The organism is Azohydromonas aeria (assembly GCF_009760915.1).
Classification (GTDB): Bacteria; Pseudomonadota; Gammaproteobacteria; order Burkholderiales; family Burkholderiaceae_C; genus Azohydromonas; species Azohydromonas aeria.
Map to the genome: position 1 here is coordinate 30,155 of NZ_VIDQ01000060.1, position 16,787 is coordinate 46,941.

Here is a 16,787-nt window from a genome sequence, read left to right on the forward strand (position 1 = left end):
GGAAGTAAGAAGCGAGAAGTGACTGACTTTTCATTTCCCGCCAGTCGTAAAAGCAATCCGTTCGTCCTGAGGTATCGAAGGATGAACGGCCCCCACTGCAATGCCGCCATCGCAGCCTGGCGGCTTCGCACTTCGAGGCGCGTAGCGCACCCTGTGCTGAGGTATCGAAGCATCAGTGCGAACGGAACGTTGCACGGGCTCACTCAAGCTGGCTTGTTCAGGCCGTGGCCATCGGCCGCGTGAGCACCACGAGCGAGCGGCCGCGCAGGCCGTAGCGCTCTCCAGCATTCAGCAGGCCGTCCCCCAGCCCTTCGGGCTCGAAGGTGTCGATGAGCACGCGCCAGGACTCGCCGGGGATGTCGGGGATGGTGAAGGCCACCTCCTCGGCCGCGGCGTTGAAGGCGATGAGGAAGTCGTCGTCGTAGATGGGACGGCCGCGCCGGCCCACGTCGTCGATGGCGGCGCCGGCCAGGTACATGCCCAGGCTGCGCGCATGCTCGTGCTCCCACTCCTGCGGGCTCATCTCCTGGCCGTCGGGCTTGAGCCAGAGCACGTCCTTGAGCGTGCCGCCGAAGAGCGGGCGGCCGTCGAAGAAGTCGCGGCGGCGGAAGGTGGGGTGGCCGCGGCGCAGCTCGATGAGCGCCTGCACGAAGCGCAGCTGCGCCTCCTGCCAGGGGGCGAGGTCCCAGTCGAGCCAGCCGATCTCGTTGTCCTGGCAGTAGGCGTTGTTGTTGCCGCCCTGGGTGCGCCCGAACTCGTCGCCGGCCAGCAGCATCGGCACGCCCTGCGACAGCAGCAGCGTGGCGATGAAGTTGCGCTGCTGGCGCTGGCGCAGCGCGAGCACCTCGGGGTCGTCGGTCGGGCCCTCCGCGCCGCAGTTCCAGGAGCGGTTGTTGTCGCTGCCGTCGCGGTTGTCCTCCTGGTTGGCCTCGTTGTGCTTGCCGTTGTAGGCGACCAGGTCGTGCAAGGTAAAGCCGTCGTGGGCGGTGATGAAGTTGATGCTGGCGTGCGGCTTCTTGCCGGAGCGCCCGTACAGGTCGGAGGAGCCGGTGAGGCGGCGCGCGAACTCGCCGATCAGGCCGCCGTCGCCCTTCCAGTAGGCGCGCATGCCGTCGCGGTAGCGGTCGTTCCACTCGGCCCAGCCGGGCGGGAAGTTGCCCACCTGGTAGCCGCCGGCGCCCAGGTCCCACGGCTCGGCGATGAGCTTCACGCGGTTGAGCACCGGGTCCTGGCGGATCACGTCGAAGAAGCCGCCCAGGTGCTGCACCACGCCGCCCTCGCGGGCCAGCGCCGAGGCCAGGTCGAAGCGGAAGCCGTCCACGTGCATCTCCTCGACCCAGTAGCGCAGCGAGTCCATGACCAGCTGCAGCGCGCGCGGGGTTTCGAGGTTCACGGTGTTGCCGCAGCCGGTGTAGTCGGCGTAGTAGCGGCGCTCCTGGCCGAGCATGTAGTAGGCGGCGTTGTCGATGCCGCGCATGGACAGCGTCGGCCCCATCTGGTTGCCTTCGCAGGTGTGGTTGTAGACCACGTCGAGGATGACCTCGATGCCCGCCGAGTGCAGCGTGCGCACCATGGTCTTGAACTCCTTGACTTTCTCCGAGGCGCTGTAGCGCATCTCCGGCGCGAAGAAGCCCAGGGTGTTGTAGCCCCAGTAGTTCTGCAGGCCCTTTTGCTGCAGGTAGTGGTCGTTGACGTAGGCGTGTACCGGCAGCAGCTCCAGCGTCGTCACGCCCAGGCGCTTGAGATACAGCACCACCGGCGCGGTGGCCAGCGCGGCGTAGGTGCCGCGCAGCGCGTCGGGCACCTCGGGGTGGCGCATGGTGAAGCCGCGCACGTGCATCTCGTAGACGACCATGTCGGTCCACGGAATGTCGGGGCGCCGGTCGCCGTCCCAGGTGAAGGCGGGCTCCAGCACGCGGCACTTGGGCATGAAGCTGGCGCTGTCGCGGCGGTCGAAGGAGAGGTCGCCCTTGCGGTGGCCGAGCGTGTAGCCGAAGAGCGCGTCGTTCCAGCGCAGCCGGCCGATGAAGTCCTTGGCGTAGGGGTCGAGCAGCAGCTTGTGGTGGTTGAAGCGGTGCCCTTCCTCGGGCTTGTAGGGTCCGCGCACGTAGTAGCCGTAGGCCAGCCCGGGCCGGGCCTCGGGCAGGTAGCAGTGCCAGACGTCGTCGGTGCGCTCCTTCAGCTCGATGCGGTGCCGCTCGCGCCGCCCGCTGGGGTCGAAGACGGCCAGGGACACGGCCTGGGCATGCTCGGAGAACAGGGCGAAGTTGACGCCCTCGCCGTCCCAGGTCGCGCCCAGCGGATAGGGGCGCCCGGGCCAGACGGTGGTGATGGGGGTTTCGCGGCTCATCGCGGGTGCGGAAGAGCAAGTAAGGCGCCTGCGCCGGGGACGGCGGTGCGGATTCAGTAGCGGCGTATAAAACACCCCGGCACTTGAGCAAGGGAGCAGCCATGGACACCGTTCGCTGGAATGTCGCCGTGTCCCCGGACGTGGATCAGTCCGTGCGGACGTACCTCGCCGCGCAGGGCCGGGGCGGCAAGGGCGACCTGTCGCGATTCATCGAGGAAGCCGTGCGCGCCTACCTCCTGGAACGGGCCGTCGAGCAGGCCAAGGGCGCCGCTTCCGGCATGAGCGAAACGAAGTTGAACGACCTCATCGACGAGGCGGTGCAGTGGGCGCGTGAGCGCTGATGCGCGTCATCCTGGACACCAACGTCCTGCTGGGCGCGCTGATCTCGCCGTACGGGCCGCCCGACACGATCTACCGCGCCTGGCGTACGGCGCGGTTCGATCTGGTGACCTCGACGGCACAACTCGACGAACTGCGGCGCGTGAGCCGCTACCCGAAACTCAAGGCGATCCTGCCTGCCCACCGCGTCGGCACGATGGTCAACAACCTGCAGCGCGCCATCGTGCTTGATGCGCTGCAGCCGCTGCCGCAAGACGTCGAGGCTGCCGACCCGGACGACGCCTTCCTGCTGGCCATGGCGCTGTCGAGCGAGGCCGACTATCTCGTGACCGGGGATCGCCGCGCCGGCCTGCTGCAGCGCGGCCACATCGGGCGCACCCGCATCGCCACCCCGGCCGTCTTCTGCGCCGAGGCGCTGTGACCGCCTGGAAGCCCTCCTGTTCCGCCCGCCTCAGCCCCCGCCCGGCGTGAACAGCTCCAGCCGCACCCGGTATTCCACCGACTCCCCCGGCGCCAGCTGCACCATGCCCTTGCCCCGCGGCTCGTCCCACAGCGGCCCGAACGGGTCGGCCCAGTTGAACTGCGGCTCCAGCACGACGAAAGCCTTTTCCGGCGGCGCGTAGGTCTGCACGGCGCTGACGGCGGGCGAGGGCGAGACGATGCGCAGCCCGTAGCCGGCGCGCGGGTCGGTCACCTCCACGACGGTGTCGCCGCCGCCGGTCTTGTCCAGGTCCGTGAAGCAGTCGTCCAGGTACAGCCCGCCCAGCGCCGCGCCGCCGGGCATCGAGAAGTCGTAGGGGCTGCCGGCCACGGGCACCAGCGCGCCGGTGGGCAGCACCTCGTCGTAGTCGTTGACCGCCATGCGCGTGCGCGCGGGAATGAAGACGCGCGCCTGCTCGCGCACGCCGCTGGGCAGGTTGAAGTACGGATGCCAGCCGATGCCCATGGGCAGCGGCTCGGTGCCGGCGTTGGTGGCCGTGAGCGCCACCTCGAAGGCCGCGCCGCTCAGCGTGAGCTCGAAGCCGATGCGCGTGGCCGAGGGCCAGCGCCCGCCGAAGTCGCCGGCGTCGATCCAGGCGCGCACGCCGTCGCCGCGCGCCGCGTCGGCCAGCGGCTCCCAGCCGTCCACGGCGCGGTCCAGGATCAGCCCGTGGATGGCGTACTGCTCGGCGCCGGGCCGGCTGCCGCCGCCGTTGGCAAACAGCCGCATGGGCCGCCCGTCGATGGTGGTGTCCAGCGCGCGGCCCTCGGAATGGAAGGTGCCGCGGATGCGGTTGGCAAAGGGCAGCAGGAACGCGCCGCCGGCCTTGAAGGCGTTGTTGCCGGTGCGGTCGGCGGGCCCGCTGCCCAGCAGCTCGGCCGCCTGCGCCAGCGGCGGCGCGTGCAGCAGCTCGACCTCGCCCAGCCCGGGCAACTCGGCGCGCAGCTGCCACACCATCATCGCCCGCCCGGGCAGCAGCTCGGCCCGCGTGAAGCGGGGCGCGGCGGCGGTGACGGCCTCGGGTGGGGATTGCAGCGTCACCGCGGCAGGAGCGGGAGAAGGGGAAGAAGCGGGGCTCGCAGCGGTCATGGGCGTCTCTCCTGGCCTGGGCGGCCTTGCGACGCGGCGAGCGGGCAACCGGAGTGCCGGTGGATGCCGGAACGGGCCCGGCGCGTGCGGCTCAGGCCGCGCCCGACAGTCGCCGCCAGCCCGCAAGCAGCCCGGCGCGCACGCCGTGCCGGCGCCGCGGGGCATGGCCGGCGGGTGCCGCCGCGTCGCGCCGTGCCGCCAGCGAGATGCTGGTGCGGATCGTCACCAGCGCGGGCTCGAGCCGGCGCAGCAGCGACAGCGCCGCGCCCACGGGCATGGGGCCGCCCTCGGGATGGCCCGCCGGGCGCAGCAGGCAGTTGTGCAGGTGCACCGTCACGGTGGGCAGCGCGCCGGCCGCCACGGCATAGCAGCGCGACGACTGCAGCAACTCGCCGCTGCACAGCCAGTCCACCGGCGGCGCCTCCGGCACCAGCTCGTGGCCAAGGTAGGCCAGGTGCCAGTTGTCGCCGTGCAGCGCGAAGGTCAGCCCGTCGGCCTCGCGCAGCACCGGGGTGAAGGCCACGTCGTCCTCCACCACCAGCACGCGCTGCACGCCGTCGCGCTGGGCCTGGCTCAGCGCCTCCAGGTGGCCCAGGAAGCGCTCGCAGGCCAGCGGCGTGGGAAATCCGCCCTGCGCCCCGACGGCCACGGCCGCAACCCGCACGCAGCGCACGCGCTCGCCGTCCGGGTCGATGCCCAGCGCTCGCAGCTCCTGCGACAGCGCCGGCTGCGGCGCGTCCGCGCCGGCGCGGACGATGATGCAGATGCGGTCGAAGGTCTTGAGCAGGGCGGAAGTCATGGTGGGGATGTCCGGGCAAAGCTGCGCCACGCCGGCGCATGCGCAGCACCGGCAGCCGTCAGGCACAGGCGGGAAAGGGAAGGGTCGTCAGGCGCTGCGGTGGCCGGCGGCGGCAGCGGCGCCTCCTCAGCCGAAGGAGGCCACGGCGTCGCCGCGGTGGTCGTGGATGTTGAAGACCCGGTGCATGCGCATCAGCTCGAACAGCGCGCGCACCGTGCGCGACATCTCGCACAGCCGGAAGTCGCCCTTGCGGGCGTTGAGCTGGCGCAGGCAGGAGATGAGCGCGCCCAGCCCTGAGCTGTCCACGAACTTCACGCCGGCCATGTCGAGCACGACGCGGGTGCGGTCCCCCATCAGCGACTGCACGGCGTCGCGGAACTCTCGCACGTTGCTGGCGTCGAGGTTGTCCGCCCTGAGCTCGATGACCAGCACATCCTGGCCTTCGATGGTTCCGTTCAGTTCCATGGTGTTGGAGGGTCGTCCTGCCGGGTTCTTCGTTTGCGTGGAATTGGACCGCGACGGGTCCGTGCGAGTGTCATGGGACTGTGACGCCCGCGGCCTGCAGGCACTCGCGCAGCTGCTGCAGCGCCAGCGCCAGGCGCTCCCCGTCGCCGGCCAGGGCCGCATTCTCGCCCGCGCGCGCCGCGTTTCCGAGCGCGTCCAGGCCGAAACTGCCGGCCACGCCGGCGAGCTGGTGCAGCGCCCCGGCGCGCGCGGCGGCGTCGGCGGCGGCCTCGATCTCGCGCCAGCGCTGCGGCAGCCCGGCCAGGAAGCGCTCGCGCAGCCGCGCCATGCCGGCCTGCACCGAGGCCGGGGCGTTGGCCAGGTCAGTCAGGGACATGCTGCACTCCGCGGCCGTGCTCCCAGTAGGGCAGGATGTCCCGGGGCAGCGTCATGGGGTCGAAGGGCTTGACGATCAGCCCCGTGGCGCCGTGCTCCAGCAGCGCCTCGAGCTCGTCGGGCATGGCCTTGGCCGTCATGAACACCACCGGCACGCCCTGCATGCACTCCATCTGGCGCATCGCCGCCAGCGTCTCCGGGCCGCTGAGGTCGGGCATCATCACGTCGAGCAGCACCAGGTCGGGCCTGAACTGCGGCGCCTGCTGCAGCGCGCTGCGCCCGCCCGGGCACAGGCACATCTCGTAGCCGCCGACGGTGCCGAGGCTGAACTCCAGGATCATGCGAATGTCGGCGTCGTCCTCGACGCACATCACGCGGCGCAGTTGGTTCGTCTGGCCCATCGGGTGAGCTCCTTCCTACTTGACGTTGTTGGCACCGGGCCGCGCCGCGCTGCCCAGCACGTTGAGCACGGCCTGCGCCAGGTCCTGCGGGCCGCTGCGCGCGGCGTTGAGCCAGGGCAGGCCCACGCTGTCGCAGAAGGCGCGGTCCACGGTGTCGCCGTAGAGCAGCACGGGGCGGCCGCCGGCCAGGCGGCGCAGCGCGGTGCAGAACTCCACCGGCGCGCCCTGTTCCTTGGGATTGCCCACCACCAGTGCCGGCGGCGCGTCGAGCCGCAGCGCCGCGGCCTGCTCCAGGCTGGCGGCGCTTTCCACGCGGCACAGCGGCGCGAGCCAGCCGGCCACGCGGCGGCGCGCCTCGAAGTCGCTTTCGACGTGCAGCACGACCGGGCCGCCGGCGCGCGGCGCGGCGCCGTTGGCCGGGAACCACAGGCTGAACGAGCCGCCCTGGGCCACGTCGTCGGCCGTGATGCGCCCGCCCATGCGCTCGACGAGCATGCGCGTGATGTACAGCCCCAGTCCCGTGCCGCCCTGGGCGCGGCGGTCGGTGCCGTCGGCCTGCGAGAACTTCTCGAACATGCGCGCCCGGAAGCGCGGGTCGATGCCCGGGCCGCGGTCGCGCACGGTCACGCGCACGCCCTGCGCCGCCGGGGCCAGCGTCACGCTCACCGCCTCGCCCGCGGGCGTGTGCTTGATGGCGTTGGACAGCAGGTTGGCCATGACCTGCTGGAAGCGGTCGGCGTCCAGGCGCACTTCCACCGGCGTGGCGTCGAGCCCCTCGCTCGCGAGCTTCACGCCGGCACGGTCGGCATAGCCCTGGTTGGCGCTCAGCGCCTCGCGCAGCAGCGGCGCCAGCGCCTGCGGGCGCTGGTGCAGCACGAGGCGGTCGCCTTCGAGCTTGGTGAGGTCGAGGATGTCGTCGATGAGCCGTCCCAGCCGCGTGCCGTTGCGCCGCGCCACTTCCAGCAGCGACAGCGCCGGCGGCGGCAGCGCGCCGGCGGCGCCGCCGGCCAGCAGCCCCAGGGCGCCCAGCACCGAGGTCAGCGGCGTGCGCAGCTCGTGGCTGACGGTGGCCAGGAACTCGTCCTTCATGCGCTCGACCTGGCGCTGCTCGGTGAGGTCGCGCAGCACCAGCGTGAAGTGCACGCGGTCCTGGTCGCGCCACTCGCTCAGGCCGAGCTCGGCCACGAACTCCTCGCCGCCGACGCGGCGCAGCCGGCACTCGCGCTGCGCCAGCAGCGCCGTGAGCTCCATGCCGAAGACAGAGCGGCACGTGGCGCCCGCGGCCAGCGGGCGGCCGTGCAGGTCGGCCAGCGTGTGCGCGGCGCGGTTGAACTCCTCCAGCCGGCCCGAGGCGTCGAGCGTGAGCACCGGGTCGAGGATGTTGTCGAGGATGTCGCTCTGGCGCTGCGCCAGCGTGGCGATCTGCGACTGCAGCCCCAGCACGTCCTCGTAGTGGCGCAGCTTGGCGCGCAGCAGCCCGGCGCTCACCGGGCGCGCCAGGAAGTCGTCGGCGCCGTTCTCCAGCGCGTGGATGAAATGCTCCTCGCCCTGCAGCGAGGACGTGACGATCACCGGCATCCAGCGCCCGCCGTCGAGCTCGCGCATGCGGCGCGTGACCTCGAAGCCGTCCATGTCGGGCATGAGCAGGTCCAGCAGCACGGCGTCGGGGCGGCTGCACTGCATCAGCGCCAGCGCCGCGTGGCCGCTGTCGGCGCCCACCACGAAGTGGCCCAGATCGCGCACCAGCGCGCACAGCGCTTCGCGCGACTCGGCGATGTCATCGACGACCAGGATCTGCAGCTGCATGGGGAAGGAACGGGGGCGGGGCAAGGCCGGCGTGAGGGTGGCGAAAGCCCGGCCACGGCACGCGGCCGGCGGGCAGGGACGGCCATCCTAGACGCAGCACCGGCGCCGGCGCGGTGCGGCGCACGCACGCGATGGCCGGGTTTGACAAAGCTTTCACAATTTCCCGCGCCGCCTGGGCTCCAATAGCTCCATCGCAGCCGGTTGGCCGTCGCCGCAAGGCACGGCGCCCCAAGGAGCCGGCTGCGAGGTTTTTGTGCTTGTTTTCCTCCCTGGCGCCCTGAAAGCGCCTTGCGCCTGCCCCGTGTGCCTCCTGGCCGCGCGGCAGGCTTTTTTCCTTGGGGCGGCGCTGCGCCGCTTGTCGCGATTGTCCGGATGCCCACATCGGCCGCCGCGGCCAAGTGCTTGATTTGCCTGCATTCGCGCCCTGGCACGGCTCTGGCAATGGAGTGCGCACTTCCGGCATCCGAGAGGCGCGTCATGTCCGACACCACCGCATTCGTTTCGATCGAGGGATTGAAGAAGGGCCGCCAGGCCGTGAGCCAGATCCTGGAGACCGCGGCCGGCGGTGGTTGCGGCAGCACCGGTGGCTCCGGCAAGGCCAGCTGCGGCTCTTCGGGCGGCCCTGACGACATGCCGCAGGAGATCTGGGACAAGGTCAAGAACCATCCCTGCTACTCCGAAGAGGCGCACCACCACTACGCCCGCATGCACGTGGCCGTGGCCCCGGCCTGCAACATCCAGTGCAACTACTGCAATCGCAAGTACGACTGCTCCAACGAGAGCCGCCCCGGCGTCGTGAGCCAGAAGCTCACGCCTGAGCAGGCCGTGAAGAAGGTGCTGGCCGTGGCCAGCGAGATCCCGCAGATGACGGTGCTGGGCATCGCCGGGCCCGGCGACGCGCTGGCCAACCCGAAGAAGACCTTCGAGACCTTCCGCATGCTCCAAGAGCAGGCGCCCGACATCAAGCTGTGCCTCTCGACCAACGGGCTGGCGCTGCCGCAGATGGTCGATGAGATCTGCAAGTACAACATCGACCACGTCACGATCACCATCAACATGGTCGATCCGCTGGTGGGCGAGAAGATCTATCCCTGGATCTTCTGGGATCACCGCCGCGTCACGGGCCTGGAGGCCGCCACCATCCTGCACCAGCAGCAGATGAAGGGCCTGGAAATGCTCACCGCGCGCGGCGTGCTCACCAAGATCAACTCGGTGTTGATCCCGGGCATCAACGACGACCACCTCATCGAGGTGAACCGCGAGGTCAAGAAGCGCGGCGCGTTCCTGCACAACATCATGCCGCTGATCTCCGAGCCCGAGCACGGCACCTACTTCGGCCTCAACGGCCAGCGCGGCCCCAGCGCCCAGGAGCTCAAGGCGGTGCAGGACGCCTGCATGGGCGGCGCCAACCTCATGCGCCATTGCCGCCAGTGCCGCGCCGACGCCGTGGGGCTGCTGGGCGAGGACCGCTCCGACGAGTTCACGCTCGACAAGATCGAGGAGATGGAGATCGTCTACGACCTCGACAAGCGCCGCGCCTATCAGCAGGGCGTCGAGACCGAGCGCCAGGCCCAGCACGCGGCCAAGGAGGCCGCCCTGGCCGCGGCCGCCGCCGCCGACGGCGTGGACGAGGACATGAAGGTGCTCGTGGCCGTGGCCACGGAAGGCCACGGCAAGGTCAACCAGCACTTCGGCCACGCCACCGAGTTCCAGATCTACGAGGTCAGCAAGGCCGGGGCCGTCTTCGTCGGCCACCGCCGCGTGGACCTGTACTGCCAGGGCGGCTTCGGCGAGGACGAGCAGCTGCCCTCGATCGTCAACGCCATCAACGACTGCCACGCGGTGCTGGTGTCCAAGATCGGCGCGTGCCCGCGCGACGAGCTCAAGGCCGCGGGCATCGAGCCGGTGGACCAGTACGCGCACGAGTTCATCGAGAAGGCCGCGCTGGACTGGTTCGGCGACTACCGCCGGCGCATTGCCGGCGGCGAGATCACGCACCAGCCGCGAGGCGACGCGCGCATCCGCCAGGGCGCCTACACGGGCGGCGCCGAAGCTGCGGCCTGAACTCCGCCCCTGCCCGTATCCCGCATCCCCATCCCCAAGGAGAGCCCACCATGGCTTACAAGATCATCGCTTCCCAATGCTCGGGCTGCTCGGCCTGCGAGCCCGAGTGCCCGAACATGGCCATCCGCGAAAAGGGCGGCACCTTCATCATCGACTCGGCCAAGTGCACCGAGTGCGAGGGCCACTTCGACGCGCCGCAGTGCGTGGCTGTGTGCCCGGTGGACGGCTGCATCAGGAAGGTTTGAGGCCCTGGCCCACAGATCAAGGACAAGATGATGATGCAACCCAACTTCTCGCTCACGCCGGCGGCGGTGAAATTCATGCGCCGCATGGTGCGCTTTTCCGAGACGCCGGCCGGCGGCTTCCGGCTCACGGTGACGCCGGGCGGATGCTCGGGCTACAGCGCCGAGTTCAGCGTCGAGGCCGCGCCCCGCGCCGGCGACGCGGAGCAGGCGGTCGAGGGCCTGCGCATGTTCCTGCCCGCCGAGAGCCGGCTGCTGCTCGACGGCGTGACCATCGACCACGTGGACACGCCGCTGCAGTCGGGCTTTACTTTTGCCAACACCCCTGGGGGCGCCTGCGGTTGCAGCTCCAGCGGCGAAGGCGCCGCGCCGCCGGCCGAGGCCAGCGTGTCGCTGTCTTCCATCAAGCGCATGTGAGCGAAGCCATGGACGCGGCTGCGGGCTTCGACGCCGCGGTGCTTGGGCTGGCCCTGCCGCCCAGCGTGGAGGCGGCCCTGGCCGAGGCCGGCCGGCTGCGCGCCGACCCGCCGGCGGCCATGGCCGCGCTCATGCGCGCGCAGGCCCTGGCGCCCGACCATCCGGCGGTGCTGATCGCGCTGTACCGCCACCACTTCTACGGGCACCGCCTGCACGCCGCGCGCGACGTGGCGCGCCAGGCGCTGCGCGTCGCGGCGCAGGCGCTGGGGCTGCCGGCGGTGTGGCGCCACGTGCGCCTGGAGCCGCTGCCCGGGGCGCGCCACGAGCCGGCCACGCGCTTCTACCTGTTCGTGCTCAAGGGCTACGTCTACCTGAGCCTGCGCCTGGACGACGGCGTGGAGGCGCGCGACGCGCTGGCGCTGCTGCGCGCCCTCGACCCCGAGGACTGCGTCGGCGCGGCACTGCTCGAAGGCGTGCGCCGGCGCGCGCTGGAAGGCAGCGCCGACGACGAGGACCCGGCACCGGTGCCCGTGGCCACCGGTGCGGCGGCCTGGAACCGGTTCACGCCGGCCTGAGCGGGGGAGGGCGCGCGATGAACGACATCCCGGCCCTGGACTGGCAGGGCGCGCCGCTGACCGAGGCCGCCTGCGCCGCCTGCGCGCACGCGGCGCTACAGGCGGCCGGCGGCTGCGAGCGCGGGCGCTGCTGCATGCAGGACGCCTACGCGCGGCGCATCGACCGCTTCTTCCGCACGCACCCGCAGCTTGCCAACGCGCACCTGGCGCATCCGTACTTCGAGGTGCGCGCCATTGCCGCACGGCATGCCGACCTGTTCCGGCTGCCGGCGCTGTTGGACGACCCGGACGAGACGGTGCGCATGCAACTGGCGCTGCGCCTGCCGCAGCGGCTGCTGGAGCGCCTGGCGCTGGACCCGCACCGCGAGGTGCGCATCCGCGTGGCGCAGCGCATCGCCGCCGAGACGCTGCCGTCGCTGCTCAAGGACCCCGACTACCAGGTGCGCCAGACCGTGGCGCGCCGGCTGCCCGAAGCGCTGCTGCCGCTGCTCAAGCACGACGCCGACCTGCAGGTGCGGCTGGAAGTGGCGCGGCGGCTGGCCATGCCCGCGCTGCTGGGCCTGGCGCAGGACCCGGCTCCCGAGGTGCGGCGCATTGTGGCCGAGCGGCTGCCCGCGCCGCTGCTGCACGCGCTCGCCGCCGACCCCGACTGGACCGTGCGCTGGGAGGCCGCCGGCCGCGCCCAGGGCGCGGTGCTGGAGCGGCTGCTGGCCGACGACGAACCCGAGGTGCGCGAGCGCGCCGCCGCGCGCCGCGCCGAACTGGAGTGCCCCCATGGCTGACATCGCCCGAGACGACGACATCATCGAGATCGCGCTGCCGCCGCGCTTCGCCATGGGCGAGCGCGTCATCAGCCGCAGCGTCATCCGCAACGACGGCACCTACAACGGCCTGGACATCGGCGCGGTGCTGGTGCAGCGCGGCGAGGTCGGCTTCGTGCGTTCGATCGGCACCTTCCTGCAGCAGTTCTACATCTACGCCGTGGAGTTCCCGGAGACCGGCCACCGCGTGGGCATGCGCGCCAAGGAGCTGTGCACGCTGGACCACCTGCCCGAGGAGGTGCTGGCGCAGCTGGGCGAGCGTGCCGCGGAGCTGGACGCGCTGCGCTGAAGGCCGGGGCCGCATGAACGCCGCAGCCCTTGCCAAGCGCGCCGTGGCGCCGGCGCGCGAGCGCGTGGTCGAGCTCGACGGCGCGCGCATCCGCCGCGCGCTGCGCGGCCGCAAGCGCTACCGCTACGTGCAGCCGCGCGTGCAGCGCGAGGGCCTGGGCTGGCTGGTGGCCAGCCCCAACTGCTCGCGCAACATCGACCCCGCCGGCGGCGAGATCCCGGTGGCCTGGCTGGTGCCGGCCAACGGGGGGCGCTGGCTGCTGCACCGGCGCGACCACGCCCAGGGCTGCTGGGTGCTGCACTGCGCCGGCGTGACGCTGGCGCAGGCGCTGCAGGACCTGTGCGAGGACCCGCGGCGCGAGTTCTGGCCCTGAGCCGCCGGTAGCCGGTCCGGGACGGGCCGCCTTGCCCTTGCCGCTTTCCACCGCTTTCCCAACCCTGGAGCTGACCATGCCCCAACTCACCGTGCTGCCTTCCAACAAGGTCATCGATGCCGCCGCCGGCCAGACCCTCCTGCAAGCCTTGCTCGCCGGCGGCGAGGCACTGCAGAGCAAGTGCAACGGCCAAGCCAGGTGCGGCGCCTGCCACGTCTTCGTGAAGGAGGGGCGCAAGGGGATCTCGCGCATCTCACCGGCCGAGAACGCCAAGCTCGACAGCATCGTCGGCGTGGGTGCCAAGTCGCGCCTGGCCTGCCAGGCGGTGCTGGGCGAGGAACCGGTGACGGTGGAACTGCTGGGGGCGCTGTCGGGGTTCTGATACCAGTGGGTTCCAGCCAGTGAGACAACGAGCTGCTGGCCGAAGCCGGTAGGAGGCCCGCTTGCGGGCCGAACCCTGCCCAGGCCGCGGATTCGGCCCGCAAGCGGGCCTCCTACCAGCGCTTGCGCGGGCAATCATTCAGCGCGAGTGCCGTTCAGACGAACGGCGCCACCAGCGCCCGTGCCTGCTGCGTCACCTCCCGCGCCACTTCCGGCGCCAGCCGCCGCAGCCAGTGCCGGGGCAGGGCGGCGGCGCCGCAGCGCGCGCCGGCGAGCATGCCCACCAGCGCGGCGGTGGTGTCGGCGTCCTCGCCGCGGTTGGCAGCGGCCACCACCGCCGCCTCGAAGCCGGCATGCCGCGTGAAGGCCCACAGCACCGTCTGCACGGTGTCCACCACGTAGGCGCTGGCGCGGCCGGGGTAGGGGTCAAAGCGGAAGGCCGGGTGCGCTTTCACGAGCTGCGCCACGCGCCGGGCCATGTCCTGGGCATCAGCCCCCGCCAATTGAGCCCGCAACAGCCGGCCCAAGCCGAGGGTCGCCGCATCGGAGTGCGGGTGGTTGTGCGTGAAATGCGCCTGCGCCAGCGAGATGCGCCTGAATGCCGCGTCGTCGTCCAGCGTGGCCAGCGCCACCGGCAGGTTGCGCATCAGCGCGCCGTTGCCGCCGTCGCCCTCGTTGGGCGGCGTGGACAGCGCGCCGTTGCGAATGAAACGCTGGATGCCGCGGCGGCAGGTGTTGCCGCAGTCCACCGGGCGGCCCTTCCACCAGGCCACGAAGGCCTCGGCGACGAGCCGCACGTCGCCCATGCGGCCCAGGCGCCGGCCTTCCAGCAGCGCGCGGCCCAGGGCCAGCGACATCGTGGTGTCGTCCGTCACCTGCCCGGGCGGCAGGTTGAGCCAGCCGCCGCCGACGATGTGGCGATGCACGCCGCCCTGGTCGGCAAAACGCAGCGCGATCTCGCGTGCAGTCATGAACTCCACCGTGGCGCCCAGCGCGTCGCCCAGCGCCAGGCCCAGGTACGCGCCCAGGGCGCGGTCCGGCAGCGATCCCGGCGCGCCGGCTTCAGGCTTCATAGCGGGCCTCCACCTCGTAGTCGCCGCCCAGGGCGAGCACCTCGGACTCGCCCTGCAGCGTTCGCGTGTCCAGCAGCCCGGGCACGAGCAGCAGCTTGCAGCGCGGCACGCGCACGCGCAGCAGCCAGTCGCCGAAGCAGCCCGCGGTCTCGCGCGACAGGCTGAAGGACACGACGTTGTTGAGCCGCACCGTGCAGCGCCGCCCGCGCAGCGAGCCGGCCACGACTTGCTCCTCGCAGCGCGTGCTGCCGCGCCAGAGCTCGACGTGCGGCACCGGGCCCAGCAGCGCGAAGCGCCACAGCATCCACTGGCAGAACTCGAACAGCAGGTCCAGCTGCTGGAAGACGTTGTTGTTGTGGTGGCGGCTGGTGGCCTTCTCTTCGAGGTAGGCCACCCACGCCGGCGAGGGAAAGCGCCGCAGCGGCGCCTTGTGGAACGTGGGCACCAAGCCGAAGCGGCTCTCCACCCAGCCCTTGAGCACCGCGCCGGCCGGGCCGTTGGCGTCCATGCCCCAACCCTGCAGCAGCTTCAGGTAGCTGGCCCGCCAGCGCCGGCCCTCCGGGGCAGCGGCGCGCTGCGCGGGCTTGGCCAGGCCGAAGGCCAGCTCCATGTAGTGGCCGAACACGTCGCGCGCCTCGTCGGCCGAGCCGCACTGGTCCAGCAGCGCGAACAGGCCCGCGCTGCTGGCGCGGGCCCCGGCGATGCGCAGCCGGCGCGGATGGGCGTTGAACGCCGGGCTGCCCAGCAGCGGCGCCGGCACGCCGACCAGGTTGGTGGCGTACCAGCGCGCCGGGTCGGCCTCGTCCATGGCTGCCTCAAGACCCGGCGCATCGGCCACGGCCATGGCGATGGCGATGGCGACCGATGCCTCAGACCGGGCGGTTCTCGTTGGGATTGCGCACCGGGCCCATGAGCTTGAGGCCCTCCTCGTACGTGATCACGTCGAAGGTCACGTCGAACTTGAGCGCCGCGTCGGCCACCGCGTCGGTCTTGCCGGCGGTGTCGAGCCGCTTGAGCTCGCCCTTTTCCAGGTACAGCAGCTCCAGCAGCTCGTTGTAGACCGTGGCCTCGTCGATCGGCAGCACGTAGAACATCGCGCCCTTGAAGGGCACCTGGTACTTCTTGAGCAGGTCGATGTTGTTGCAGAACAGGAAGTACTTGCCGCCGGCGCTGAGCTGCTCGCCCAGCACCTCGGCCACGTCCTTGAGGTGCTCGAAGCTCAGCAAATAGCCCGCGAAGAACGGCAGTTTCCCGTTGCCCTTCTCGGCGATGGCGATGACCTGGTCGCAGCTGAGCTCGGGCGGGCGGGCCTCGTCGGCCAGCTTCGGCGCGAAGCGCAGCGCCAGCTCGCCGCGAAAGCCGACGCGGCCGGGCTTCTTCGTGGCGGCCTTGAGCACGGGATTGAGCAGCCGGCCCTGCGCCTCCAGGGGCGCCAGGGCGGTGTCGGCCAGGGCGGCAGCGACGGGGGATTCGGCAACGGCAGCGGTCATCGAGGACTCCAGTGGGTTGAGAGCGAAACGGTCACGGATGCGACGCGAGAAGGGAGCCTTGCCCTGCATCAAGCCCTGCAAAGCCCTCGCACCGCTCCATGCAACCCCCGTACCACCGGCCCCGGGCCGGGCCAGCCGCCGCGGCGCGGCGCAAAGGCGCCATCCGCGGCGCGGCGGCGCCGGGCTTTGTCGTCTTTCCGACATTCGCACCCGGCTGCGTGGCGCAAACCGTGAGCGAAAAAGCGCCGTGGCGCCTGCACTTTCCGGCGCTTCCCCCCCGTGGTGCCGTGCCGCGCGGCCCGCGCTGCCTGGCATGGCACGGCCATTGCGTAAGGCCGGTTGCGCGGACCCCATGCCAGTCCCCCGAGGCGCTGCAGAAGAAGACCACAGGCACCCAAGGCTGCATTGAGATCGCGACGACCCGCAGAGATTCGTCAACTTCTCGTTCACTCACTGGAGCACTTCAATGGCAAAGCTTCGTCAGATCGCCTTCTACGGCAAGGGCGGCATCGGCAAGTCCACCACGTCTCAGAACACGCTGGCCGCGCTGGCCGAGATGGGTCAGAAGATCCTGATCGTGGGCTGCGACCCCAAGGCCGACTCGACCCGTCTCATCCTGCACGCCAAGGCGCAGGACACCATCCTGTCGCTGGCCGCGGAAGCGGGCTCGGTGGAGGACCTGGAGATCGAGGACGTGATGAAGATCGGCTTCCGCGACATCCGCTGCGTGGAGTCCGGCGGCCCGGAGCCGGGTGTGGGCTGCGCCGGGCGCGGCGTGATCACGTCGATCAACTTCCTCGAAGAGAACGGCGCCTATGACGGCGTGGACTACGTCTCGTATGACGTGCTGGGCGACGTGGTGTGCGGCGGCTTTGCCATGCCCATCCGCGAGAACAAGGCGCAGGAGATCTACATCGTGATGTCGGGCGAGATGATGGCCATGTACGCGGCCAACAA

21 protein-coding genes are annotated in these 16,787 nt (G+C 71.3%); 11 read left to right on the forward strand and 10 right to left on the reverse strand.

Annotation, left to right across the window (positions count from 1 at the left end; translation table 11 throughout):
* Positions 1-217: 217 nt before the first annotated feature.
* On the reverse strand, positions 218-2,350 hold the full coding sequence (gene glgX / locus FJ694_RS26250) for a glycogen debranching protein GlgX (RefSeq protein ID WP_157270379.1): 2,133 nt from the start codon (positions 2,348-2,350) through the stop codon (positions 218-220).
* Positions 2,351-2,451: 101 nt separating this feature from the next.
* On the opposite strand from glgX, the gene FJ694_RS26255 reads away from it, so the two are divergent.
* Both FJ694_RS26255 and FJ694_RS26260 read left to right on the forward strand, forming a co-directional pair.
* A complete protein-coding gene (locus FJ694_RS26255) occupies positions 2,452-2,691 on the forward strand; it encodes a ribbon-helix-helix domain-containing protein (RefSeq protein ID WP_157270381.1) in 240 nt (79 codons plus the stop codon).
* Positions 2,691-3,110, forward strand: a complete 420-nt coding sequence (locus FJ694_RS26260) for a putative toxin-antitoxin system toxin component, PIN family (protein WP_157270383.1) — start codon at positions 2,691-2,693, stop codon at positions 3,108-3,110. Before FJ694_RS26255 ends, FJ694_RS26260 begins: the two co-directional genes overlap by 1 nt.
* A gap of 30 nt (positions 3,111-3,140) precedes the next feature.
* On the opposite strand, the gene FJ694_RS26265 is transcribed toward FJ694_RS26260, so the two are convergent.
* The 6 genes from FJ694_RS26265 to FJ694_RS26290 form a co-directional block, all read right to left on the reverse strand.
* Positions 3,141-4,259: an aldose 1-epimerase gene (locus FJ694_RS26265; RefSeq protein ID WP_157270385.1), complete on the reverse strand. Its 1,119-nt coding sequence runs from the start codon at positions 4,257-4,259 to the stop codon at positions 3,141-3,143.
* A 91-nt stretch (positions 4,260-4,350) separates the two neighbouring features.
* The gene (locus tag FJ694_RS26270) at positions 4,351-5,058 is read right to left on the reverse strand and encodes a hypothetical protein (RefSeq protein WP_157270387.1); all 708 of its coding nucleotides are present in this window, start codon (positions 5,056-5,058) and stop codon (positions 4,351-4,353) included.
* A gap of 126 nt (positions 5,059-5,184) precedes the next feature.
* Entirely contained in the window at positions 5,185-5,523 is a 339-nt protein-coding gene (locus FJ694_RS26275) for an STAS domain-containing protein (RefSeq protein WP_157270389.1), read from the reverse strand.
* Positions 5,524-5,593: 70 nt separating this feature from the next.
* Positions 5,594-5,899, reverse strand: coding sequence for an Hpt domain-containing protein (locus FJ694_RS26280; RefSeq protein ID WP_157270391.1), 306 nt, complete (start codon positions 5,897-5,899; stop codon positions 5,594-5,596).
* Positions 5,886-6,299: a response regulator gene (locus FJ694_RS26285; RefSeq protein WP_157270393.1), complete on the reverse strand. Its 414-nt coding sequence runs from the start codon at positions 6,297-6,299 to the stop codon at positions 5,886-5,888. Before FJ694_RS26285 ends, FJ694_RS26280 begins: the two co-directional genes overlap by 14 nt.
* A 15-nt stretch (positions 6,300-6,314) precedes the next feature.
* The gene (locus tag FJ694_RS26290; RefSeq protein ID WP_157270395.1) at positions 6,315-8,105 is read right to left on the reverse strand and encodes an ATP-binding response regulator; all 1,791 of its coding nucleotides are present in this window, start codon (positions 8,103-8,105) and stop codon (positions 6,315-6,317) included.
* Positions 8,106-8,582: 477 nt separating this feature from the next.
* On the opposite strand from FJ694_RS26290, the gene nifB reads away from it, so the two are divergent.
* From nifB to FJ694_RS26330, 8 genes are all read left to right on the forward strand, one after another.
* Positions 8,583-10,169: a nitrogenase cofactor biosynthesis protein NifB gene (nifB, locus tag FJ694_RS26295; RefSeq protein WP_157270397.1), complete on the forward strand. Its 1,587-nt coding sequence runs from the start codon at positions 8,583-8,585 to the stop codon at positions 10,167-10,169.
* Between the two features lie 50 nt (positions 10,170-10,219).
* Positions 10,220-10,414 carry a 4Fe-4S binding protein gene (locus tag FJ694_RS26300; RefSeq protein ID WP_157270399.1) on the forward strand — a complete coding sequence of 65 codons (195 nt, stop codon included), beginning with the start codon at positions 10,220-10,222 and terminating at the stop codon, positions 10,412-10,414.
* A 33-nt stretch (positions 10,415-10,447) separates the two neighbouring features.
* Entirely contained in the window at positions 10,448-10,828 is a 381-nt protein-coding gene (locus FJ694_RS26305) for a HesB/IscA family protein (protein WP_157270418.1), read from the forward strand.
* Between the two features lie 8 nt (positions 10,829-10,836).
* Positions 10,837-11,403: a hypothetical protein gene (locus FJ694_RS26310; RefSeq protein WP_157270401.1), complete on the forward strand. Its 567-nt coding sequence runs from the start codon at positions 10,837-10,839 to the stop codon at positions 11,401-11,403.
* Between the two features lie 17 nt (positions 11,404-11,420).
* Positions 11,421-12,185, forward strand: a complete 765-nt coding sequence (locus FJ694_RS26315) for a 4Fe4S-binding leucine-rich repeat protein (protein WP_157270403.1) — start codon at positions 11,421-11,423, stop codon at positions 12,183-12,185.
* The gene (locus tag FJ694_RS26320; RefSeq protein ID WP_157270405.1) at positions 12,178-12,513 is read left to right on the forward strand and encodes a nitrogen fixation protein NifZ; all 336 of its coding nucleotides are present in this window, start codon (positions 12,178-12,180) and stop codon (positions 12,511-12,513) included. Before FJ694_RS26315 ends, FJ694_RS26320 begins: the two co-directional genes overlap by 8 nt.
* A gap of 13 nt (positions 12,514-12,526) precedes the next feature.
* Positions 12,527-12,886, forward strand: a complete 360-nt coding sequence (locus tag FJ694_RS26325; RefSeq protein ID WP_157270407.1) for a DUF3024 domain-containing protein — start codon at positions 12,527-12,529, stop codon at positions 12,884-12,886.
* Positions 12,887-12,962: 76 nt separating this feature from the next.
* Positions 12,963-13,268, forward strand: coding sequence for a 2Fe-2S iron-sulfur cluster-binding protein (locus FJ694_RS26330; protein WP_157270409.1), 306 nt, complete (start codon positions 12,963-12,965; stop codon positions 13,266-13,268).
* A 154-nt stretch (positions 13,269-13,422) separates the two neighbouring features.
* Here the strand turns inward: FJ694_RS26330 and draG are convergent, their stop codons facing one another.
* From draG to FJ694_RS26345, 3 genes are all read right to left on the reverse strand, one after another.
* Complete coding sequence (draG, locus tag FJ694_RS26335) at positions 13,423-14,340, reverse strand: ADP-ribosyl-[dinitrogen reductase] hydrolase (RefSeq protein WP_157270410.1); 918 nt, start codon at positions 14,338-14,340, stop codon at positions 13,423-13,425.
* Positions 14,330-15,148, reverse strand: a complete 819-nt coding sequence (locus tag FJ694_RS26340; RefSeq protein WP_157270412.1) for an NAD(+)--dinitrogen-reductase ADP-D-ribosyltransferase — start codon at positions 15,146-15,148, stop codon at positions 14,330-14,332. Before FJ694_RS26340 ends, draG begins: the two co-directional genes overlap by 11 nt.
* Before the next feature lie 61 nt (positions 15,149-15,209).
* The gene (locus tag FJ694_RS26345) at positions 15,210-15,830 is read right to left on the reverse strand and encodes a hypothetical protein (RefSeq protein WP_157270414.1); all 621 of its coding nucleotides are present in this window, start codon (positions 15,828-15,830) and stop codon (positions 15,210-15,212) included.
* Between the two features lie 466 nt (positions 15,831-16,296).
* Here FJ694_RS26345 and FJ694_RS26350 point away from each other — a divergent pair.
* Positions 16,297-16,787: AAA family ATPase (locus FJ694_RS26350; RefSeq protein WP_157270416.1), on the forward strand; the 491-nt coding region annotated here is incomplete at its 3' end.